This window comes from Streptomyces sp. NPDC026515, assembly GCF_055567595.1.
This window is the reverse complement of sequence record NZ_JBVHQD010000008.1, coordinates 387,902-408,334: the sequence shown is the minus strand read 5'-3', so window position 1 is coordinate 408,334 and position 20,433 is coordinate 387,902. Positions and strand designations below refer to the sequence as shown.

Annotated in this window: 19 protein-coding genes; 5 read left to right on the top strand and 14 right to left on the bottom strand. The window is 73.2% G+C overall.

All coding sequences use genetic code 11. The features are described 5' to 3' along the window. Positions 1–5 precede the first annotated feature (5 nt). Entirely contained in the window at positions 6–311 is a 306-nt protein-coding gene (locus ACZ4O3_RS19500) for a hypothetical protein (protein ID WP_362731842.1), read from the bottom strand. A 195-nt stretch (positions 312–506) separates the two neighbouring features. Here ACZ4O3_RS19500 and ACZ4O3_RS19495 point away from each other — a divergent pair, with 195 nt between their 5' ends. After that, complete coding sequence (locus tag ACZ4O3_RS19495; protein WP_467723185.1) at positions 507–2,072, top strand: XRE family transcriptional regulator; 1,566 nt, start codon at positions 507–509, stop codon at positions 2,070–2,072. A gap of 25 nt (positions 2,073–2,097) precedes the next feature. On the opposite strand, the gene ACZ4O3_RS19490 is transcribed toward ACZ4O3_RS19495, so the two are convergent. The 4 genes from ACZ4O3_RS19490 to ACZ4O3_RS19475 form a co-directional block, all read right to left on the bottom strand. Further along, on the bottom strand, positions 2,098–3,333 hold the full coding sequence (locus ACZ4O3_RS19490; protein ID WP_467723183.1) for an amidohydrolase: 1,236 nt from the start codon (positions 3,331–3,333) through the stop codon (positions 2,098–2,100). Between the two features lie 146 nt (positions 3,334–3,479). Next, positions 3,480–4,418 carry an MIP/aquaporin family protein gene (locus ACZ4O3_RS19485; protein WP_362729383.1) on the bottom strand — a complete coding sequence of 313 codons (939 nt, stop codon included), beginning with the start codon at positions 4,416–4,418 and terminating at the stop codon, positions 3,480–3,482. A gap of 136 nt (positions 4,419–4,554) precedes the next feature. Further along, entirely contained in the window at positions 4,555–5,220 is a 666-nt protein-coding gene (locus ACZ4O3_RS19480; RefSeq protein WP_362729385.1) for an SDR family NAD(P)-dependent oxidoreductase, read from the bottom strand. A gap of 75 nt (positions 5,221–5,295) precedes the next feature. Beyond that, positions 5,296–5,973: a DUF4328 domain-containing protein gene (locus ACZ4O3_RS19475; RefSeq protein WP_467723182.1), complete on the bottom strand. Its 678-nt coding sequence runs from the start codon at positions 5,971–5,973 to the stop codon at positions 5,296–5,298. Between the two features lie 157 nt (positions 5,974–6,130). Here ACZ4O3_RS19475 and ACZ4O3_RS19470 point away from each other — a divergent pair, with 157 nt between their 5' ends. Then, entirely contained in the window at positions 6,131–7,531 is a 1,401-nt protein-coding gene (locus ACZ4O3_RS19470; protein ID WP_467723180.1) for a hypothetical protein, read from the top strand. A 13-nt stretch (positions 7,532–7,544) separates the two neighbouring features. Here ACZ4O3_RS19470 and ACZ4O3_RS19465 read toward each other — a convergent pair whose 3' ends face one another. The 4 genes from ACZ4O3_RS19465 to ACZ4O3_RS19450 all read right to left on the bottom strand — a co-directional run bounded on the left by ACZ4O3_RS19465 (position 7,545) and on the right by ACZ4O3_RS19450 (position 10,793). Then, positions 7,545–8,219, bottom strand: a complete 675-nt coding sequence (locus ACZ4O3_RS19465; RefSeq protein WP_362732554.1) for a hypothetical protein — start codon at positions 8,217–8,219, stop codon at positions 7,545–7,547. Between the two features lie 466 nt (positions 8,220–8,685). Continuing rightward, complete coding sequence (locus ACZ4O3_RS19460) at positions 8,686–9,111, bottom strand: DUF7144 family membrane protein (RefSeq protein WP_362729675.1); 426 nt, start codon at positions 9,109–9,111, stop codon at positions 8,686–8,688. Positions 9,112–9,193: 82 nt separating this feature from the next. Next, complete coding sequence (locus ACZ4O3_RS19455; RefSeq protein ID WP_467723179.1) at positions 9,194–9,937, bottom strand: DUF4232 domain-containing protein; 744 nt, start codon at positions 9,935–9,937, stop codon at positions 9,194–9,196. 130 nt (positions 9,938–10,067) lie between these two features. After that, positions 10,068–10,793, bottom strand: coding sequence for a DUF6445 family protein (locus tag ACZ4O3_RS19450; RefSeq protein WP_467723177.1), 726 nt, complete (start codon positions 10,791–10,793; stop codon positions 10,068–10,070). Positions 10,794–11,043: 250 nt separating this feature from the next. Between ACZ4O3_RS19450 and ACZ4O3_RS19445 the strand changes: the two genes are divergently transcribed. Continuing rightward, positions 11,044–11,808: a DUF4142 domain-containing protein gene (locus ACZ4O3_RS19445; protein ID WP_467723267.1), complete on the top strand. Its 765-nt coding sequence runs from the start codon at positions 11,044–11,046 to the stop codon at positions 11,806–11,808. Here ACZ4O3_RS19445 and ACZ4O3_RS19440 read toward each other — a convergent pair. Further along, positions 11,805–13,454, bottom strand: coding sequence for a glycoside hydrolase family 13 protein (locus tag ACZ4O3_RS19440; RefSeq protein WP_467723175.1), 1,650 nt, complete (start codon positions 13,452–13,454; stop codon positions 11,805–11,807). The genes ACZ4O3_RS19445 and ACZ4O3_RS19440 overlap by 4 nt on opposite strands. Positions 13,455–13,739: 285 nt before the next feature. On the opposite strand from ACZ4O3_RS19440, the gene ACZ4O3_RS19435 reads away from it, so the two are divergent. After that, positions 13,740–14,684 (top strand): LAETG motif-containing sortase-dependent surface protein, encoded by a 945-nt coding sequence (locus tag ACZ4O3_RS19435; RefSeq protein ID WP_467723173.1) that lies wholly within the window; start codon positions 13,740–13,742, stop codon positions 14,682–14,684. Positions 14,685–15,475: 791 nt separating this feature from the next. Here the strand turns inward: ACZ4O3_RS19435 and ACZ4O3_RS19430 are convergent. Continuing rightward, positions 15,476–16,429 (bottom strand): nucleoside hydrolase, encoded by a 954-nt coding sequence (locus ACZ4O3_RS19430; RefSeq protein ID WP_467723266.1) that lies wholly within the window; start codon positions 16,427–16,429, stop codon positions 15,476–15,478. A 177-nt stretch (positions 16,430–16,606) separates the two neighbouring features. On the opposite strand from ACZ4O3_RS19430, the gene ACZ4O3_RS19425 reads away from it, so the two are divergent. After that, the gene (locus ACZ4O3_RS19425) at positions 16,607–17,386 is read left to right on the top strand and encodes a hypothetical protein (protein WP_467723171.1); all 780 of its coding nucleotides are present in this window, start codon (positions 16,607–16,609) and stop codon (positions 17,384–17,386) included. 21 nt (positions 17,387–17,407) lie between these two features. Here ACZ4O3_RS19425 and ACZ4O3_RS19420 read toward each other — a convergent pair whose 3' ends face one another. From ACZ4O3_RS19420 to ACZ4O3_RS19410, 3 genes are all read right to left on the bottom strand, one after another. Next, entirely contained in the window at positions 17,408–18,202 is a 795-nt protein-coding gene (locus ACZ4O3_RS19420) for an SDR family NAD(P)-dependent oxidoreductase (RefSeq protein ID WP_362731227.1), read from the bottom strand. Positions 18,203–18,317: 115 nt separating this feature from the next. Beyond that, positions 18,318–18,530: a hypothetical protein gene (locus tag ACZ4O3_RS19415; RefSeq protein WP_467723169.1), complete on the bottom strand. Its 213-nt coding sequence runs from the start codon at positions 18,528–18,530 to the stop codon at positions 18,318–18,320. 382 nt (positions 18,531–18,912) lie between these two features. Next, positions 18,913–20,256: a helix-turn-helix domain-containing protein gene (locus ACZ4O3_RS19410; RefSeq protein WP_467723167.1), complete on the bottom strand. Its 1,344-nt coding sequence runs from the start codon at positions 20,254–20,256 to the stop codon at positions 18,913–18,915. Between the last annotated feature and the right edge of the window lie 177 nt (positions 20,257–20,433).

The following is a 20,433-nucleotide window of genomic DNA, read 5'->3' as shown; positions in this document are numbered from 1 at the left end:
CCTCCTCACATCGCGCGGGCGGCGGCCCGGTCGCGGGCGACGCGTTCTGCCGGGCTCAGCCGGGTGATCCGCCCGGAGCGGCTGTTCTCCCTGATCCCCCAGGGCGACGACGGCCGGCCTCCGACCAGCCACACCACCAGGGTCACCTCCCACAGCAACGCCTTGCCGATGCTGACGACCAGCCACTCCGGGCTGATCAGCATCAGCATCGGCGGCATGCCGTGCCAGAACGAGCCGCCGGCCCGCCCGTTGAACGTCCACAGCGCGACGGCCACGCCGATCACATGCACCAGTCCCACCACAGTCCCCATGTGTCCCCCTCGGTCGGCCTCGTCTTTCCGGCTCCCCTCTTGGTACCGCCGTACCGGCCACCACCCGGGGCGCGTTGCACACCCGCCCGCCGCGTGCAACGGCCCCTCGCCGTCGCGGGCGCTTCGGGTAAGCGGCCGGGAAAAGGTTTGCCGCACTCGCCACGAAGCCGGACGACCACTGCCAAACTGTCCCTCATGAGCACGCACTTGACGGCGGGCGGCGCTCCGGGCCGCCGCTCCCGTGTGGCCTGGCTGCTGCGCGTCAACCGTCTGCTCGGCGCGGACCCCGCCTTCCGTTCCCTCCCGGCCTTCGCCGCGGCCTTCCGGGGCGGCTGCTACGACCGCGAGGTCAGCGTCAGCACACCCTCCCGCTGGGAGACCGGCCGGACGGCCGTGCCCTGGACGGCGGTCCGCCGCTACGAGGAGCTGCTCGGCCTGCCCCGCAACCTGCTCACCGCCACCGCCCGCACGGTCTGGCGCTACCTGGCCCCGGCCCCGGTCCTGGACACCGCCCCGGTCACGGCCGCCGACGGCGCAGCCCTGGAGGACCTCCTCGAACAGGCCCTGTCCGGTGCGGTGATGACCGGCGACGACTGGGACCGGCTCGCCGACGGGCTGTGTGCCCGCCCCGACGTGGTGCTGATGCCGTCCGGCACCTGGTACGGGCTCGCCGAACGCCTCGTCGGGGAGATGGTGATCGCCGACGACCTGCCCTGGATGCTCCGCTTCGAGACCCTCAACCGGCTGCTCAACCACCCGCGCAGCGGCCGCACCGTGGTCCTCGCCTGCGCCGAACTGGCCGCCGGGCGGGCACGGTCGACGGCCACGGAGATCGTCTGCGCCCTCGACAACTGCGGTCACCCCGACGCCGCCGACCGGGTGCTGGCCGAACTCGCCGCGCCCAGCGGCCCGCTGGCCCACCGGGGCGCGGTGATGGCCTGCTTCCGCAAGGTCGGATACCGGCACTTCGACCGCACCCAGCTGCGCACCCTGGTCCGCGCCCTGCGCGAGTCCCCCGGGACCGGCCCGGTCGCCGACCAGACCGACCCGCTGCGCCGTTACCTGGCCCGCGTCCACCCCGAGCACGCCCGCGAACTCCTCGGCGGACGCGGCCCGGTGGCACCACCGGCGGAGCCGGCGTCCGCGCCGCTCACGGCGGCCGTCCGCCGGATCACCGCCCCGGTGTGGACCATCGAACCGGACCTGGTCCCCGACACCACGGTGCCGGCCGCCCTGGTCTCCGAGGCCCTCACCTCGCCCGTCTTCGACGTCCGCCTGTACTCCGCGTTCCTGCTCGCCGCCACCCCCTACCGCGAGCCGCTCGCCGACGCGGTCGCCGCCGAGCTGGCCCGCCCGTCCACCGCGCGCCACGCGGAGCTGGCGGTGCCGCTGCTGGACGCGCTGCGCATCCTGGGCAGCCGCCGGCACCGCGCGGTGGTCAAGGCGCTCGCCGTGCGGCCGGGCGTGCCGCGCCGCACGGCGTACGTGGCGGTGCGCGCGCTCGGTCATGTCGCCGCCGACGACACGGACTCGGTGTTCCTGCGCGCGGCGGTCGCCCACCACCACACGGCCTGGCGGCTCACCCGGGACCCGATGAGCGCGGCCACCCTGGAGAGCCTGGTCTACGCCCTGGGCATGGCGGCCCGGGACGACATCCTGGCGGAGATCCGCGCCGACCCCGGCTTCCTGCCGGCCGCCCGAACGGCGGCCGGGGGGTGGCTGGCGATCCCGGCCCACCGGCGGACGAGCGCCCTGCGCTGACCCCGCGGCGTGCCCTGGGTCCGGGTCAGGGCGCCAGCCAGTGGCCCGCCGCCGCGAGCAGCGTCCGTACGCCCGTCTCGATGGTGGGCTCCGGGACCGGGGCGAAGTGCGGGGAGTGGTTGGAGGGGATCTGCGGCGGTATGCCGTCGCGGACCAGGGCCTCCAGGTCGACGTCGGCGAAGAGCCGGTGGTCCGCGCCGCCGACGAACCAGAAGACCGAGGGCACCCCGAGGACCGTTCCGAAGGCCCCGAAGTCCTCGCTGTTGGGGACCGGTGAGGTCAGCTCGAAGGTCAGGCCGGGGAATTCGGTTGCCAGGGCGGCCTGTACGGCCTCGGTGGCGGCGGGATCGTTGTGGGTGACCGGGAAGGAGTCGATGGGGACGATGTCCGGCTCCCTCGGCGCCGCGGAGGCGGCCGCCTCGGCCCGGACGATCCGCTCGACCGCCGCCAGCACCCGTTCCCGTACGGCCGCCGTGGCGGACCGGATGTTGATCTTCAGCTCGACACTGTCCGGGATGATGTTCTCCTTGGTGCCGCCGTGGATCGACCCGACCGTGACCACGGCCTGCTGGCCCGCGCCCACCTCGCGCGAGACGACCGTCTGCAGCCGCATCACCACGGCGGCGGCCAGCACCACCGGGTCGACGGTGGCCTCCGGCGTGGACCCGTGCCCGCCCCGCCCGAACAGCGTGACCCGCATGCTGTCCGCGCCCGCCATCAGCGCCCCCGCCCGGGTCCCGACCAGACCGGCCGGCGCGGCCGCCACATGCTGGGCCAGGCACACGTCCGGCCGCGGGAACCGCTCGGCGAACCCGTCGGCGAGCATCTTCGGCGCCCCGCCGAGCTCCTCGGCCGGCTGGAACACCGCCACCACCGTGCCCCGCCAGCCGTCCCGCACGGCGGCCAACTGGCCGGTGGCGCCCAGCAGCCAGGCGACATGCATGTCGTGCCCGCACGCGTGCATGACCCCGTCGTTCTGCGAGGCGTACGGCAGCCCGGTCTCCTCCCGCACCGGCAGCGCGTCCATGTCGGCCCGCAACAGGACGACCGGTCCGTCCCCGTTGGCCAGCACCCCGACCACTCCGGTGCCGCCGACCCGCTCGGTGACCTCCCAGCCCTGCTCCCGCAGCCGCTCCGCGACCACCGCCGCGGTCCGCTCCTCCTCGAAGGACAGCTCCGGATGCGTGTGCAGATCCTCGTACAGCGCCCGCAGTTCGGGGAGCTTCCCGGTCAGACCGGTCAGGAGGGGGCTGATGCTCATGGCGTCGTCTCCAGAGGTGGGTGGCGGTGCTTACCCGCCGAGTCTCCACCGTCACCCGCCGCGGGGAACGCCCGAGCGCTCCTTTCACACCCTGCCGGAACCCGGCCCCCGGCGGCCGCCCACCGCTCTTCCGTGTTCCGCCGCGGCTACGGCTCGTCCGTCGTCGGGCGGGTCCGGCCCGGCTCGGGCAGCTCACCCAGCTTGTGCCGGGCGTGCAGGATGTCGCCGATGAACAGGTCGTAGATCAGCACGCCGATCACGCCGCCGACCAGCGGGCCGACGATCGGGATCCACCAGTAGTTGCTGAACCCGGCCCCGTTCCCCGGGAACGCGAGGCTCTTCCACCCGGCGAGCCAGGTGAGCACCCGGGGGCCGAAGTCACGGGCCGGGTTGATGGCGTAGCCGGCGTTCGCGCCGTAGGAGATGCCGATGGCGGCGACGGCGAGACCGATGACGAACGGGCCGAGGTTGGATCCCACGGCCGTGTTGCGCAGGTCGATGACCGCGACGACGAACATGACCAGGAACGCGGTACCCACGATCTGGTCGATCAGCGGTCCCCAGATCCCGCCGTGGAAGTACGGCGCCGGGAAGGTGGCGAAGATGGAGAAGGTGGCCTCGGTGTGGCCGCCCACCTTCGGCGGCTTCGACAGGGCGTCGAACGCGTTGATGGCGTCGTGGTACACGAGGAAGACCAGCGCGGCCCCGGCGAAGGCGCCCAGCACCTGCGACACCCAGTAGGGCACCACCTTCGCCCAGGGGAACCCGCGGCGAACGGCGAACGCGAGCGTGACCGCCGGGTTCAGATGGGCGCCGCTGACACCGCCGGCCACATAGATGGCGAAGGTCACGGCCAGGCCCCAGCCCCAGGCGATCAGGAGCCAGTCACCGGCGGCCAGGAAGATCGTCGTGGGCGTCTCAGCGCGCCCCGATCCGGGCAGCGCGGCCACCGCCATCGCGACGGAACCGGCTCCGAACGCGAGGATGACGAAGGTCCCGAGAAACTCCGCCAGGCACTCACCGAGCAGGCCTCCGCGGCTTCTGAGCCGGGAGGGCTTGAGGAGAGGAGATATTTCCACCGCCATCGCTGGCCCCCTTTAGCCATCGCTGGCTCCCTGAGAGGAGCAATCGGGCCGAACACCATATCGACCCACAAATGATGTTCGCGCAGATCCGCTCATCGCGCCCGGCGGGGACCTCCGTTCGCCTCTCGGGCCACGGCTATCCGTCGAGGTCGTCGGCGTAGTGCCGGAATCCGTGCCGGTCGCGGTGCATCGCCCAGAGCGTGTCGGCGAGCACGGCGGGGTCCTTGCGCGGGTGCCCCGCCACGATGGCCCCGGGAATGACGAGTTGCGCCACGTGGATGCCCTCCCCGGCGAGCCGGTCGTGCAGCAGATGCCCGTAGGCACTCTCGGCGGCGAAGGCGATGGAGGTCCCGGCGCGCTCCGGATGCGGGATGACGGCCGTACCGCCGTTGACGAGGAGGATGGTCCCCCGGCCCAGTTCCCGCATGCCCGGCAGCACCTGCTGCACCGCGGCGACGGGCCCGTACACCGAGAACTCGACCGGACCGAGCAGATCCGCGTGGGTGGTCTCCAGCACGGGCCGCATGAAGTCCCGCTGCGGCACGGGGCTGTACTGCAGGATCTCGACGGTCCCGAGTTCCTCGGCGGCCCGCTCCAGGGCGACGGCGAGGGCGAGCGGATCGCGTACGTCGGCGGAGAACCCGCGGGCGTCGACGCCGAGGCCGGAGAGCTCCCCGGCGATCGCGGCGAGCCGCTCCCCGTCCCGGGCGAGCAGCGCGACACCGTAGCCCTCCCGCCCGAACCGCCGGGCGACGGCGGCCCCCAGCCCCGGCCCGGCACCCACGATGGCGATACTGCTCACGACGTGACTCCTGACGGCTGAAACGGCGAAGTGGTACCTAGCTCCGTACCGCGCAGCCCCTGGCTTCACACGTGGTCACATGTGCTTCCCGGCCCGCACCTCGGTGAACTCCTCGCCCTCCCGCTCGGCCTGCACCCGGGTCACGGCCCGCACGACGAACGCGCCCGCGACGGCGGCTCCGACGACGACGAGGTCGGAGAGCAGCAGCGGCCAGACGTCGCCGTAGGAACGGGCGATGAGTTCGTCGGTGCTGTGCCGGTTGATCACCCCGACGTCGCTCACCAACGCGACCAGCCAGAGCACCCACCACACATTGACAACCCAGGGCAACCGCCGTCCGGGTGAACTGTCCCGGAACACGTCGGCGACGATCCCACGCGGGATCCAGAGATTGCCGAGGGGGATGACCCAGCCCAGCAGCACCCAGATCCCGCTGTACCGGGGCGACCGTCCGGACAGCAGCCGCGCGTTGTCGCGCACCCGCCCCAGCCACATCAGAAAGAGCACGGCGCTCGCCAACGACAGCACGGCCCCGGCGGAACCGACCAGCTGATAGCCGTTCTCCAACGAGGTCAACGGCCGGTGCCGCCCGCCCCCCTGATCCGGCAGTCCGCCCGCGGGCACCCCGGCCCCGGCCAGCCGCAGCTCCCACACCGCCCGCACCACCCAGACCCCGCCGGCGCCCAGCAGCCCGCAGGAGGCGGCGACCCCGATGGTCCGAACGGGGCTCAGGGCGACCATGTCTTCACTCACCGGCTCATCCTCGTCCACTCCGGGCTCCCGGAGCCATGGCCGTTACCGCCCTGGAACCGAGGACGCGCGGTGATCACGCGGGTCGCCGCCGGTCCCGCGCATCACCCGTACGGCCCTGACCCGCTCGTGGGCGTGGGGGCGCCGGGCGAAGGTGGCAGTGGCCGCGTCCACCGTGCCGGCGCCGGCGTCCGGCCTGCCCGTGCGCGGCCTTGCCTTCCGCGCCGGGTCCGCGGTCCGGATCGTCGGCGAGGAGGAGGCACGGATGGAGGACGGTGCGGCTGAGCGCGGCGAGTTGGCGGAACTGCGGGGGCGGCTGACGGCGCTGGAGAACGAGCGGGCCCGGCACTCGCCCCGGCATCACGGCCGGTCCCTGCTCGGCGCCGTGCTCATCGTCCTCGGCTGTCTGCTCGCCCCGCTCTCCGTCGTCGCCGCGTGGGCCGCCGACGTGCTGGGTGACACCGACCGCTACGTCGCCACCGTCGCCCCGCTCGCCTCGGACCCCGCCGTGCAGGACGCGGTCGCCAACCGGGCCACCGACGCGCTCATGACCCGCCTGGACCTGCCCGCCCTGCTGGCCGACGTGACGCCCGCGGACCGGCCCCGGCTGCAACAGGCGCTCGGCGGGAAACTGGGCGGCGCGCTCGAAGGGGCCGTCCGCAGCTTCGTCCACGACCAGGCCCGCAGGGCCGCCGCGTCGGACGCCTTCAGGACCGTCTGGACCGATGCCAACCGCCGGATCCACAGCTCCCTCGACAAGGCCCTCACCGGCAGCGGCGGCGGCGCGGTCCAGCTGAACGACGACACCGTCACCCTCGACATCGGCCCGCTCGTGGACCAGGTCAAGCAGCGCCTCGTCGACGCGGGCCTGACCCCGGCCGAGCACATCCCCGCCGTGCACACCGACTTCACCCTGGCGAGGTCCGACCAGATCGGCCGGTACAAGACCTACGTACGGCTGCTCCAACTCGCCGGCAACTGGCTGCCGGTGCTGGCCGTCCTGCTGATCGCCGCCGGCGTGCTGCTCTCGGTCCGGCGCCGCCGCGCCCTGGTCGCGGGCTGCGTCGGCGTCGCCGTCGCCACCGGAATCCTCGGTATCGGGCTGAGCGTCTTCCGCGTGATCTATCTGGACCGGCTCCCCGCCGGCGTCTCCCCGGACGCGGCCGCCGCCGTCTACGACACGCTGGTCCGCTTCCTCCGCACCACCGTACGGACGGTCGTGGCCCTGGCCGTGGTGGTCGCCCTCGGCTGCTGGCTCACCGGCCCCGGCCGGTACGCCGGACTGGTGCGCCGGCTGTGGTCCTCGGGAATCGGCGCGGTACGCACCACCGCCGACCACGCCGGCCTGCGCACCGGCCCGGTCGCCCCCCTCGTCCGCCGCCACCGCACCTGGATCGACTGGCTCCTGGTCGCCGTGTCCCTCCTGGTCTACCTGCTGTGGTCCTACCCCACCGGCTGGGTGGTCGTCGGCATCGCCCTGTGCCTGCTGTTCGCCCTCGCGGTGGTGGAGTTCCTGGCGGAACCGGAGCCCGGCCCCGCGCGTCCGGCCGGGCCGGCATAGGCGGCCGCGGGGGTCACTCCTCCGGTGGCCGGCCCTCCATCAGGCGTTCCGCGATGTCGTCCGCCCAGGTCTGGGCCCAGTGGCGCAGGGCCGTGACCGCGCGGTCGTCCAGTCCGTGCGCGCTGAAGGCCCTGTCGTCGATCCAGTCGGTGCCGGTCAGGCGGGCCTGGAGGTCGGTGAGGTCGAAGGTGTCGCGGGCGTGGCGGCGGCCGAGGTCTTCGAGGTCGGGCAGGCTCCAGCGGTCCGCCGCCGCGTGCACGACGAGGAGGTCGCGGGGCAGGCCGCGGTCGGTCAGCGCCCAGACCCGCATGCCGACGGTGTCCTCGAGCGACAGGGTCGGGCCGAGTTCCGTGCGGACCGGCGGATGCCAGAGGGCCTCCTTGAGGAGGTCGACCTCGGTGGCCTCCCCCGACACGGCGTCGGTGACGACGAGCTGCGCGGAGAGCGGGTCCGTCTCGCCCCTGGTCACCTGCCAGCCGTGGTCGCGCAGGACCGCGCCGACGGTCTCGGCGATCGTCCGCATCGGCGCCGGGTGCTGGGTCGCGGCCTCCACCGTGCGGCCGGGACGGCCGGACAGACCGTGGGCCAGGGCCGCGTAGTCACCGGTCAGGGCCAGCGGGTACGCGGCACCGGCCGACAGCAGGTCGGGCAGCAGCCGGCGGTGCGGCTCGGGAAGTTCGACGTTCACGTGGCGGCCGGTGCCCGGTGGGGGAGTGCGGCGGCAGTGGGGGATGCCATGAAGGGGATTATCGCTGGCCGGGGACGTCTTTCCCCCGGCCGTCCGCCTGCCGCGTGCCGCCGGCCCCGGCCGAGCGCTCGACAGGTGGTGAGTTCCTCATGCGTGCCGAGGACGCCGACGGGTTTTGGGCGGACGGGGAGGGGCCGGTGCGGGCCGTGTGCGTGGCGCCGCGCCTCGCCGCTGCCTGCACGGTGAGCGCCCGCGTTCGTCGCCGGCACCGGAGATGTCACCGCCGCCGAACGCCGGGGCTGGTCCCACGTGTTCACCGGGTTCCCGTACGCCCCGCTGCGGCCGGGGGCGCCCCGGCCGCCGCCGACGCCGTGGCGGTGTGCGTTGCGGGAACGCCGGCACCCCGACAGCTCCACCGGCCACCCCGGCTCACGCCGCGTCCGCGACGCGAGGTGACTTCGCGGGATCAGACGTGCTCCGGCTTGTACAGCGCCAGTGCCCAGATCACGAAGAAGTCGATGCCGATCATGATGAGCGCCCAGAGCGGGGCGTAGGGCAGGAACAGGAACTGGGCGACCATGCTCAGCGCGGCCAGGAAGATGCCGACCCCGCGGGCCCAGCCGGGGGCGCCCTTGAGGAGGGCGGCGCCGGCGATGACGCCGAGTGCGCCCAGGATCACCAGGATCCAGCCCCAGCCGGTGAGGTTGATCTTGTAGACGTAGTTGTGGATGCGGGTGTACACGTCGTCCGTGGCGATGGCGGAGATGCCCTGCAGGATGGCGAAGATGCCGTTCATCAGCAGGAGGACCCCCGCGAAGACCACCCCGCCGGTGGTCCAGCCGCTGTTCGGGGTGGGCGCCGGTGCCGGCGCCGGATGCGTCTGCTGTGTCATGGGTAAGACGATCCGTCCGGCCGCGCCCCCTCACCACGGGAGTTACTCCGAACGGGTGAATTGGGCGCCCGGAGCCCTGTGGTCACTTGCCGACCGGGCCGATGTACGTGCCCGGGTGGGTCGCGCCGTCCTGGAGCACCACGGCACCGCCGCGCCACGGCAGGTCGTACGAGGTGCGCTGGTCCGGTGCGGTGATGACGACCGTGGTGGGCGTGAACGCGGTGGAGTCGCTCTGGTCGGACGCCAGGTAGGTGATGGTGAAGTGGGCGGAGGCACCGCTCGCCAGGGTGACCCGCTGCGGGGTGGCGTCGGTGCGCCGCAACGACCACTGCTGACCGCTGTTGACCAGGTCGACGCCCGGGAAGCCGTGCAGCGTGCAGGTGTGACCGCTCTTGTTGGTGAGCGCCACGACAGCGTGCTTCTGGCCGGTGCCGCTTCCGGTGTCCGCCCAGGAGTAGCCGAGCCCGGAGGCCTGGCAGGCCGCGGCCACCGAGCCGCCCGATGCGGAGGAACCGCCCGCGGTGGACGAACCGCCCGCGGTGGACGAGCCCGTGCTCCCGCCCGTGCCGCTGCCCGACCCGGTGTTCCCGTCCGGCGTGGCCCCCGAACCGGTGGAGCCGGTCGACCCGGTCGACCCGGTGGAGCCGGTGGAGCCGGTGGAGCCGTCCGAACTCGCCGTGTCGCCCGCCGCCGGCGCCGCCGTACCGCCGTCGGAGGTGACGGAGCCGGTCGCGGTGCCGTTGCACGCGGTCAGTGCGGCCATCAGCGCGGCGGCGCCGGTCAGGGCGGCGGCGGTCCTGCGGAGGTTGCGGCGACGGTTCGACATGGGGTCCCCCAGCGGTGGTGTTCTCCCCGGCTCTCTGCCGGACACCTCTTTCGATGCGGGCCCGGGAGGGGAAGTTCGGAGTCCGCCGTCACGGGCCCGTCGTGGTCGTGTCACGCCCGCCGTTACAGAGTCAGGCCATCCAGAAGAACACCGCCGTCATCCGCTTCTCCTCCAGCGACCTGCCGGTGTAGCCGGTCGCGCTGTGCACGAGGTTGGCGTTGTAGAGCAGCAGCCGGTTGTACCTGTGCGGGACGCGGACGTCCTCCTCGAAGTGGTCGCCCGGGACGAACCGTGTCCCGAGGGCGTCGACGAGGTTGTTGTGGGGGGCCTGGACGATGTTGCCGCCGAGCCGGCCGCCGGGCAGTGACTGACGGTAGAAGGCGGTGCCGCAGTCCTTGGCGACACCGGGGTTGAGGTACAGCACCGCCGCGTACCGGCACAGCGCCCGTGAGTCGGTGTGCGGGCGCGGCTCGCTCTCGCCCTCGCCGACGACCTGGACGCAGTTGTGGTTGAGGGTGCCGCCGCCGGGCGCCTGCTGCACCCACAGGTCCCCGGCGCCGGTCGCCTGCCGCACCACGCCCTCCACGACGGCGAGTTCGGCCGGTTCCAGGCCGGGCATGGTGCGCAGTCCGGGCCAGGTCTCCGAGGTGTACGGGTATCCCTGGACCCAGTCGTCCCTGGCGAGGCAGCGCTCGCGGACGGCGTCCACGTCCGGCAGGACGTCGTCGAACACCCAGTAGTCGCGGCCCTTGGTGGGCTTGCGGTAAGGAAGCACCGGCAGCGCGGCGGGACCCCGGCCGGGAGGTGCGCCGTGGGGGCCGCGGGGAACGCGCGGGAAGGCTGGCTGTGGGGGCATACGGCGAAGCTAATCCGCAGCTTTGTCATGGCCACATTCACCAGAGGAAGTCATCACCTTCCCCTGGGCAAGACATGGGAAGACGGCATCCCGGGCAGAGCAAGGCCTCACAAGTTCTTTGCCAAACCAAAAGGTTTCCGGTGCTTGAGCCATCCGTATTCACCGGTGACCGACCCCGCCCCTGCGCGGGAACCCTGACCGGCAGGAGGCACCGGTGCGCTTTTCGCGGAACGCGACGGGCACGCTCTTCGTGGGCGGAGCCCTGAGCCTGACCCTCGTGGCACTCGCCTACCCGAGCATGCTGGGCGTGAACACTGTGTCCAGCGACACGAACCGGGTCATCGCCAACACCCAGTGGGGGCCCCTGACCGAGGGGGACCGCGACTTCGTGGTGAAGGTCCGCGCTGCCGGGCTGTGGGAGTACCCGGTGGGCCAGCTCGGCCTGAAGAAGGGCCAGAGCCAGGCCGTCATCACCGCGAGCAAGCACCTGATCGACGGGCACGCGGCGCTGGACACCAGCTGCCGCAAGATCGCGCCCATGCTCAACATCACCATCCCCAACCTGCCCTCTCCGCAGCAGCAGGGATTCGTCAACATGCTGTCCGCGGACAGCGGCAAGAAGTTCGACACGGACTTCGCCAACATCCTGCGGGTCACGCACGGTTCGATCTTCAACACGATCGCCAAGATCCGCTCCACGACCCGGAACACCCTGGTGCGGATCCTGGCCGACCAGGCCAACGCCACGGTCCTCGACCACATCACGGTGATGGAGCAGACCGGCCTGGTCGACTTCCCGTCGGTCCTCTTCCAGGAGACGACCCCGCCGAAGCTGCCCGCCACCGACCTGACGCCGCCGCCCCCGGACGGGGGTCAGCCCCAGGTCGTCCTCACCCCGCCGGTCAACAGCACGACCAAACCGCCGGCGCTGCCGGGCGAGAACGGCTTCACGGGCAGCGGCGCCGGCGTCGGCAACGCCGGCGCCTCCCCGACCCCCAACCCCACAGCCGGCTAGGCGCCCAGCCACACCGTGGTGTCGGGCGGCAGCGTGCCGTCCAGCGGCAGCGGCACGCTGGCCAGCAGCACTTCGCCCGGCGGCAGCGGCACCGGCGCGTGCGACACGTTCGTGACGCACCGCCAGCCCTCCGACCGGGCGAAGTGCAGCACCCCGGAGGGGGCGTCGGCGGTCCAGGTCAGCGACTCGCCCTCCAGCAGCTTGCGGCGCAGCCGCAGGGCGGTGCGGTACAGCTCCAGCGTGGAGCCCGCCGTACCGGCCTGCGTCTCGACGGCGTACGACCCGAACCACTCCGGCTGCGGCAGCCAGGCGCCGCCGGACCCGAAGCCGTACGACGGTCCGTCCGCCGTCCACGGCAACGGCACCCGGCAGCCGTCGCGGCCCTTGCGGGCACGGCCGGTCTGTTCCCAGACCGGGTCCTGGAGGACGCCCACGGGCAGGTCGGCCGCCTCGGGCAGCCCGAGTTCCTCACCCTGGTAGACGTAGGACGAGCCGGGCAGCGCCAGCATCAGCAGGGTGGCGGCGCGGGCCCGGCGGAGGCTGTGCGAAGCATCGATCTCCGGCGCCCGGCCGCCGGACAGCAGCCAGGCGTTCTCGTCCGTACCCGGCGGCAGCATCAGCCGGGAGGCGTGCCGTACGACGTCGTGGTTGGAGAGCACCCAGGTGGCGGAGGCACCGGCCGCGCGGGCGGTGGCGAGGGCGCCGGTGATGGCCCCCCGCAGGGCGTCCGCGTCCCATGCGGTCTGGAGGTACTCGAAGTTGAAGGCCTGGCCGAGTTCGTCCGGGCGCGCGTACAGGGCGCGGCGGGCACCCGGCACCCAGGCCTCGGCGACGGCCGTGCGCGGCGGGCTGTAGGCGTCGAAGATCTTGCGCCAGTCCCGGAAGATCTCGTGCACCTCGTCACGGTCCCAGTAGGGGTGCGTGCCGGGCGGTACCCGTTCCAGCGCCTGCTCGCCGGTGGCGCCGAACTCCGCCACGTCCCGCAGCGGCTCGGCGAGGTCCTTCACCAGCGCGTGCGCCACGTCGACGCGGAAGCCGTCGACACCGCGGTCGGACCAGAAGCGCAGGGTGGTGCGGAAGTCGGCGCGGACCTCGTCGTGGGCCCAGTTCAGGTCGGGCTGTTCGGGAGCGAAGAGATGCAGGTACCACTCGCCGTCCGGGACGCGGTGCCAGGCGCTGCCGCCGAACACCGACCGCCAGTCGGAGGGCGGGAGTTCGCCGTGCTCGCCGCGGCCGGGCCGGAAGACGTAGCGATCGCGGGCCGCCGAGCCGGGGCCCGCGAGCAGGGCCTCCTGGAACCAGGGGTGCAGCCGAGAGGTGTGGTTCGGGACGATGTCCACGATCACCTTCAGGCCCAGCCGGTGCGCCTCGGCGGCCATCGCGTCGAAGTCGTCCAGGGTGCCCAGGCGCGGGTCGACGTCCCGGTGGTCGGCGACGTCGTAGCCGCCGTCGGCGAGTTCGGACGGGTAGAAGGGACTGAGCCACAGGGCGTCCACGCCCAGCCCGGCCAGATGGGGCAGCCGCCCGGTGATGCCCCGGAGGTCACCGAGCCCGTCGCCGTCCGCGTCGGCGAAGCTGCGCGGATACACCTGGTAGATCACGGCCTGGCGCCACCAGTCGGGGTTCCGGGAGGAGAGGTCGGCCACGCGCGTTCCTTTCGGGCGGGACGGAATTCGAGCGGGGAAACCGAGAACAAGTCTGTCCAAAGTGCCGAGAAAGCGAACCTTCACACCGTCCGGAGCCGATCGTTCCCCGTGTGTGGAAGTTGTGATGAGCACCGAACACCGCTTGAGTCAGGGCAGGTTGACAGGCTTCGGCACGTCACACGACCATGGGCGCACACCGTGGCGCATGTGACCAGTGAGCCTGGTGTCTCTTCGCCTTCCCGCAGCCTCCGCTGCTCTCCTCGCGAGATCCACGATGGGATATCCATGTCCATAGCCAGACATGTCACCGCGCGCCGCCTGCTGGGGACGGGCCTCGCGTCGTTCGCCCTGTGTGCCGCCTCCGTCGGCGGGGCTTCCGGCGCCTTCGCGCACGACGCCCCGGGCGGTGACGGCTGGAAGTCCGGCGGCCACTACAGCCCCGGCACCGGGGCCGGCACGGAGACCGGCACCGACAAGTGCCAGTTCTCGGTCGACGGCGCCAACTTCTTCGACTCGGTGAAGGTCGACGACCAGAACCTGAAGGTCACCGACGACGGCAAGGTCCACATCAAGGTCCGCGCCGCCGCCGACGCCGCGAGCTGCACCGCGTCGCTCGCCTCGTACCAGGCCCACGGCGCCACCTTCGCCACCTCCGGCGAGCAGGTCTTCGTCGACTTCGACTCGGTGACGGTCAAGCAGGGCCAGACCGACTCCCTCGACATCGTGGTCCCGGACGCCGGCTGCTTCGCGCAGATCGACCTGTACCGGGGCGCGGTCAAGTTCGACGGCAGGAAGGACGCGAACGACGGCTTCGTCCACGGCGACCTGCCGGCCGGCCCGGACCACGCGGTCATCAAGGACAAGCTGATCGCCTCCTGGAACGGCGGTACGAAGGACTGCGCGACCGGAGAGTCGTCCTCCCCGTCCCCCTCCCCGTCGGCCTCCGCCTCCGAGTCGGCCCCGGCCGAGGAGAGCACGCCGCCGGCCGCCGAGACCCCCACGCCCTCGGCGAGCGAGTCGGCCGGCACGGCCACCCCGTCGGCCTCCGCCTCCGAGTCGGCCACCACCCCCGCGCCGGCCCCGGGCACGGACTCCGGCGGTGGCGGCGACCTGGCCCACACCGGCGCCGACTCCAGCACCCCGCTCATCGCCGGCGGCGCGGCCGTGCTCCTGGCCGGCGGCGCGGCGATCGTCGTCGCCACGCGCCGCCGCAAGGCCACCCGCGCCTGACCCGCACAGCCCGTACGCAGGTACGCCCCGGCCGTTTTGAGCGGCTGGGGCGTACCCGTCCCTCGGGTCAGCAGTTCCGGATGGACCAGACCGGGCCCCAGTCCTGGTCGTGGTTGGTGAAGTCCGGGGTGAAGGACCTCAGCACGTTGCCGCTCTGACCGTAGAAGTACGAGGTGACCCCGCCGGTCTGGGCATCGTAGAAGTTGCCCGTGCCGTTCCAGTCGGACAGGTGGTACCGCGCGCAGTTGTAGAAGAAGAACTGCTTGTAGTCACTGGTCGTCGGGTCCCAGACGACCGCGCAGAGTCGAGCGCTCCGGTCAGGTCGGGCAACGGGCGGCGCCGGTGCGGGGAGGCGGCGAGCAGGGCGAGGTCGTCGCGCAGCGCGGCGCGGGGTGCGCCGAGGACGGTGTCCAGGGCGGCCGCCAGTTCGCCCTGGCCGCCGGCGGCCGGCGTGAGGAAGTCGGGAAAGTAGCCGCGGCCCGGCAGCAGGCCGGCGAGCAGCCGGTCGGCCGGACCGCCCAGCCGGGGCCGCACCAGTCGCCGCCACGGCCCGAAGGACAGGGTGTCGGCGCCGTGGAACAGGCCCTGGAAACTGTTGGCGATCTCCCAGAGATGGTCCGGCCCGGCGGGCGACACGCACCCGCGCGAGGTCGTCGGGCGTGAAGTGCAGCCGCAACATGGGGGGTTCTCCGATGGTGGTCGGTCATCGGGGTTGCCCCTTGAGCGTCACCCGTCCCGTTCGATGTGGACAAGGGTGTTTCCAGCTGCTTCCGCGCCGCGGTCGCTCGGGCCTACCCGGCGGCGACCGTCTCCAGGTAGAGCTTCACGTACCGGGCCACGTCCACGTCCAGTGCCACGTCCACCATGGCCCGTTCCCGGCCGCCGCCGTGGATCTCCGCCTCGCCCGGACGGGGGCGGCGGTCGACGACGGTCTGGCCCCGCGTCGGCCCCGGAGTCAGGGAGACCTCGACCGGGAGGTGCCGGGTGGTCAGACCGGCCGGGTCGGCGACGGCGCAGACCGCGCCCGCGTCACCGAGGCCGCCGGACGGGTCGTCGCCGTCCGGGCCGTCGCGGTCCGGGCCGGGGGCGGCGGGCCGGTGTGCCAGCAGGTCGCCCGCGAGCCGCGCGCCGGGTTCCGCGCTCGCGCGCAGCCGCCGCACGTCCGCGCCCGGCACCACGACCCGCTGGAAGACGTCCAGGCCGTACATGGTGATCGGGACGCCCGCGGTGAGCAGGACGGCAGCGGCCTCGGGGTCGTGCCAGACGTTGAACTCGGCGACCGGCGTGGCGTTCCCGGTGGCGACCGCGCCGCCCATGAAGACGATCCGCTCGATGTTGCGGGTGACCTCGGGGTGGGTGCGCAGCAGCAGCGCGATGTTGGTGAGGGGCGCGGTCGGGACCAGGGTGACCGGGCGGGGCGAGGCGAGGATCTCGCGGCGGAGCAGGGTGACGGCGTCGACGTCGGCGGGGCGGCGGGTGGGCGCGGGCAGCCCCAGGTCGCCCATGCCGTCCGTGCCGTGCACGTGCCTGGCCGACCGGGCCGCCTCGATGAGCGGCCGCTCGGCGCCCCGCGCGACGGGTACGTCCCCGGCCCCGGCCCGCTCCAGCACGGTCAGCGTGTTCCGGACCACCCCGTCGACGTCCGTGTTCCCGGCCACACAGGTGACCGCCCGCAGATCGATCCCGGGGTGCCGCACGGCGAACAGCAGGGCGAGGGCGTCATCGACACCGGTGTCGCAGTCCATGATCACGGGAATGGGCTGAGCGGTCACGGGGCTCCTTCCGTCCCCCCGACTCTATGCGCCGACCAGAACACCCGGTCGAACGGTCACCCGGACGGACCGGAGCGGTGGTACGGATGCGCCAGTGGTGATGGCGTGATCTCACGCGTCCACCGCTCCTGTTCCCGGAGAGGCCCCGCCATGAGAGTCATCGCCTGCGGTCTTGCCGTGGCCGGCCTGTTCGCCGCCTCCGCCTGCGCGGCCGGCCGGCCACCGGAGGCGTCCGCCGCGGGCGCCTCCCCGGCGGCGAACGCGACCGCCGCTGAACGCCCCGCCCCCACCGGCCCGGCCGCCCCGCCCGGCGTTCCGGCGCTCACCCCCGACCAGGCCCAGTCCGCGCTGATCGGGGAGGCCGACCTCGGGGTGCCGTGGACGGCCGGCGACTCCACCGCCACCTGGCACGACGGGCTGCTCAAGGCCGTCGCCGGGCAACCCGACTGCCAGCGTCTGCTCGACGCCCTGTACGCCGACGAACTGCTCGAACCGGCCGGCCCGCACGCCGTCGCCGTCCTCGACGACGGCGACGACGACGCCCAGCTGCGCTACCAGATCTACGCCAGCCACGCCGCCGACGTGGACCGGACCCTGGCCTGGCTGCGGACGGTGCCCGGCTCCTGCGGCCAGTTCACCGCGCAGACGACCTCGGCCGGGACGGAGACCGTCCAGGTCGCCGACTCCGGACTGCCGGCCGTCGGCGAGGCCCGGCAGGGGCTGCGGGTCACCCTCACCGCACAGCCGTCGCAGGACGAGGACCCCACCACCCTCACCGTCGACATCGCCGTCGTCCGCGTCGGCGACGACGCGATCGTCCTCACCGCCGGTGCTCTCGGCACCCTCCCGGCGCACACCACCGAGGAAGTCCTCGGCCTCGGCGTCCAACGCCTCGCGCAGGCCCGGGAACAGGGCCGGGCCCAGGCCTAGGCCGGGGCCCTGCCCCGGTGGTCAGGGGAGGATGGCGTCGACGTAACCGCCGTCGACCCGCAGGGCGCCCCCGGTCGTGGCCGACGCCTGCTCGGAGCTGAGGTAGACGACCATGTGGGCGATCTCCTCCGGCTCGATCAGCCGTTGCAGCAGCGACTGCGGACGGTACTCGCGCATGAACCTCCGCTGGGCCTCCTCCCACGGCAGGTCCCGGTCCACGAGTTCGTAGACGAAGTCCTCGACGCCGCCGGTGTGCGTGGGGCCCGCGACGACCGAGTTCACCGTCACGCCGGTGCCGGCCGCCTTCTTGGCGAACCCGCGGCTCACCGCCAGCAGCGCGGTCTTCGACATCCCGTAGTGGATCATCTCGGCCGGGATGGCCACCGCCGAGTCGCTGGCGATGTACTGCACGCGCCCCCAGCCGCGGTCGGTCATGCCCGGCAGGTACAGCCGCGTCAGGCGTACCGCGGCGAGCACGTTGACCTCGAAGTACCGCCGCCACTCGTCGTCGCTGAGCTCCAGCGGGTCGGCGGCCCCGAAGACACCCAGGTTGTTGACGAGGATGTCCACCCGGGGCAGCAGCTCCACCGCCCGGGCCGCGCCCTCGTCGGTGGAGACGTCGGCGGCCACGGGCACCAGGTCGGCGCCGGGGGCCTGCTCGGCGAGCGCCTGCACGCTGTCCGCCACCCGGCGTTCGTCACGGCCGTTGACCCCCACCCGGGCGCCGGCCCGGGCGAGCCCCACGGCGATGGCCGCGCCGATGCCCTGCGTGGAGCCGGTGACCAGTGCGGTGCGTCCTGTCAGATCGATATGCATGGGCGGGAGGGTTCCCTTCGTCCACCTGTGAGTGCCAGGGTCCGTCGACCGGTGCCTACGGATGCAACCGTCCGTCATACGAGGCCGTCCGACCCGGCCACCTGGTCCGAACGGGCTACGGCTCCTCGTACGGGTCCGGCAGCTGCCGCACCGTGCGGACCGACGTGGCGCCCGGCAGCGTCCGAGCCCGGCCTGCCCCTGGGGCGCCAGGTACCGGTGACGGTGACCCAGGTGCCGGGACCGGCACGTCCTGGCCCCGGATCGACACCTTGGCGGTGGTGGCGACGGCGGCGAGCGTCTGGTTGCGGGACAGGAGGCGGGTGAACACGCGGTCCGGCGCGAAGGCTCCGATCGCCGCGGAGACGACGGTGCCGAGGAGCAGGAAGGGCAGGAGGGCGGTGCCGCCGAGGACGGCGTGGACGAGGAGGCACAGGGTGTCCGGTTGCCGTCCGTCGGCCGTGCACCGTGCGGACGGTGGTGGGCGCGGCGGGTGTGCCGTACGGGCGTGGCGCCGCCCGGCGCCGGCGGCGCCCCTGGGGCGTGTTGCGAAAGTACCGTCGTTCGCCCGAAGGGCGGGCCGTGCGGCGTCAGGTGCGTGCTCCCGTCGTGCCGGGCGGAAGTCCTCGTACGGGATGTACTCGGGCTTTCGACCGGTGCGGCGAGAATGCGTGCACGGCGTCGCACCGCAGACGGGACTTTCACAACACGCCTTAGAGCGGGGGCTGTGCCGGGGCCGGGCCGAGGGTCGTGGTCCCCGGGGCCGTGCGGTGGCCGAGGCCGGTGCGGTACGCGTCCAGGGCCGCCTCCACCCGGCCGGTGCGGCGCAGCAGGTCGCCCAGCAGCCGGCACAGGTCCGCCAGGTCACCGGCCGCGCCCGCCCGCTCCAGCAGACTCAGCGCGCGGACGTAGTGCTCCTCCGCGGACTCCGTCTCCCGGGCGTCCTCGGCGATGATGCCGAGCAGGCGGTGCGCGGCGGCCGCGTGTACCGCGCCGCGCTCGGAGGAGAAGTCGCCGAGCACGTCGTGCAGCAGCGCGGCGGCCTCCTCGGACTTGCCCCGGCGGTGCAGTACGTCGGCCAGTTCGACGGCCGCCTGGCTGCGGTACAGGGCCGCCCGGGTCTCCGACAGCATCGCGAGGGCCTCCCGCAGCTCTCCTTCCGCGCGCTCCAGTTCGCCGTTCTGCGCGCAGACGTACCCGCGCATCCAGTGGCAGTTGGCGAGTTCGGTGCGCAACTGGAGCTGGCGGTAGAGCTCGGCGGCCTTGGCCAGCGAGGCGTCGGCCTCGGCGACCCGGCCCTCGGCCAGCAGGGTGCGGGCGACGGAGCGGTGCATCCGGGCGATCAGCGCGGGGTCGCCGGCCTGCGGCGCGAGGGCGAGCGCGAGTTCGGCGGCCTGGGCGGCGCGGGCGTGGGCGCCCATGTCCATGTACGGGCCGATGGCCGAGGCGTAGAGAAGCAGCAGCGCGTCGGGGTCGTGCAGGCCGCTGCGGTTCAGTTCGTCGAGGGTGGTCTCCAGAAGGTAGACGGCGTAACGGAGTTCACCCGCGAGGTAGTGGCTGACCGCCCGGCCGCGGATCGCCGGTACCCGCACCGGCAGCGGCTCGTCGGCGGTCCACAGCTCGGCCCGCTCGAAGAACTCCCTGGCCTGCCCCAGCTCACCGGTGTCCAGGGCGCACTCACCCATCCCGAGCAGTGCGGTGGCCTGCTCGGCCGCCAGCCCGTGCGCCTCCGCCTCCTCGAAGAGGGCGGTGTACAGAGCGGCGGCCTCCTCGGCCGCGCCGGTGGCCAGGGTGCGCTGCGCCTCGGTGAGCCGCAGCCTGAGGTCGGTGGCGAGATGGGCGGGGCGCCCGCTGGCCAGTTCCTCGAAGCCGACGCCGAGCCGCCCGGCGATGTGCTTCAGCGCCTCGTCGGAGGCCCGCACCCGCCCCGCCTCCAGCGTGGAGATATAGGCCGGCGTGTAGGCCGGCTCGGCCAACTGGCGCTGGGTCAGACCCCGTTCGGTGCGCAGTTGCTGCACCCGGCGCCCGATGATCTCCGGATCGTCCCGTTCCTGCATTCTGTCACTCCCCTCAACTCCCCCTGGGCCTCTTGCCGTTGAGCTCTGTCAGCCCCTAGGTTAAACGGCGAGTTAAACACGCTTAACCCGCCCCTGTCGTTGCGAGGTCGCCGTGCTCGGACGCACATCCGCACGCCCCACCGCACTCCCCCACTCCCGGCTGCGCTCGATCGGGGG

Bases quoted from the DNA above. Each gene is read 5' to 3' on its own strand.
- ACZ4O3_RS19500 (WP_362731842.1), bottom strand. From the start codon at position 311: ATGGGGACTGTGGTGGGACTGGTGCATGTGATCGGCGTGGCCGTCGCG.
- ACZ4O3_RS19495 (WP_467723185.1), top strand. From the start codon at position 507: ATGAGCACGCACTTGACGGCGGGCGGCGCTCCGGGCCGCCGCTCCCGT.
- ACZ4O3_RS19490 (WP_467723183.1), bottom strand. From the start codon at position 3,333: ATGAGCATCAGCCCCCTCCTGACCGGTCTGACCGGGAAGCTCCCCGAA.
- ACZ4O3_RS19485 (WP_362729383.1), bottom strand. From the start codon at position 4,418: ATGGCGGTGGAAATATCTCCTCTCCTCAAGCCCTCCCGGCTCAGAAGC.
- ACZ4O3_RS19460 (WP_362729675.1), bottom strand. From the start codon at position 9,111: ATGACACAGCAGACGCATCCGGCGCCGGCACCGGCGCCCACCCCGAAC.
- ACZ4O3_RS19455 (WP_467723179.1), bottom strand. From the start codon at position 9,937: ATGTCGAACCGTCGCCGCAACCTCCGCAGGACCGCCGCCGCCCTGACC.
- ACZ4O3_RS19450 (WP_467723177.1), bottom strand. From the start codon at position 10,793: ATGCCCCCACAGCCAGCCTTCCCGCGCGTTCCCCGCGGCCCCCACGGC.
- ACZ4O3_RS19435 (WP_467723173.1), top strand. From the start codon at position 13,740: ATGTCCATAGCCAGACATGTCACCGCGCGCCGCCTGCTGGGGACGGGC.
- ACZ4O3_RS19430 (WP_467723266.1), bottom strand. From the start codon at position 16,429: ATGGACTGCGACACCGGTGTCGATGACGCCCTCGCCCTGCTGTTCGCC.
- ACZ4O3_RS19425 (WP_467723171.1), top strand. From the start codon at position 16,607: ATGAGAGTCATCGCCTGCGGTCTTGCCGTGGCCGGCCTGTTCGCCGCC.
- ACZ4O3_RS19420 (WP_362731227.1), bottom strand. From the start codon at position 18,202: ATGCATATCGATCTGACAGGACGCACCGCACTGGTCACCGGCTCCACG.
- ACZ4O3_RS19410 (WP_467723167.1), bottom strand. From the start codon at position 20,256: ATGCAGGAACGGGACGATCCGGAGATCATCGGGCGCCGGGTGCAGCAA.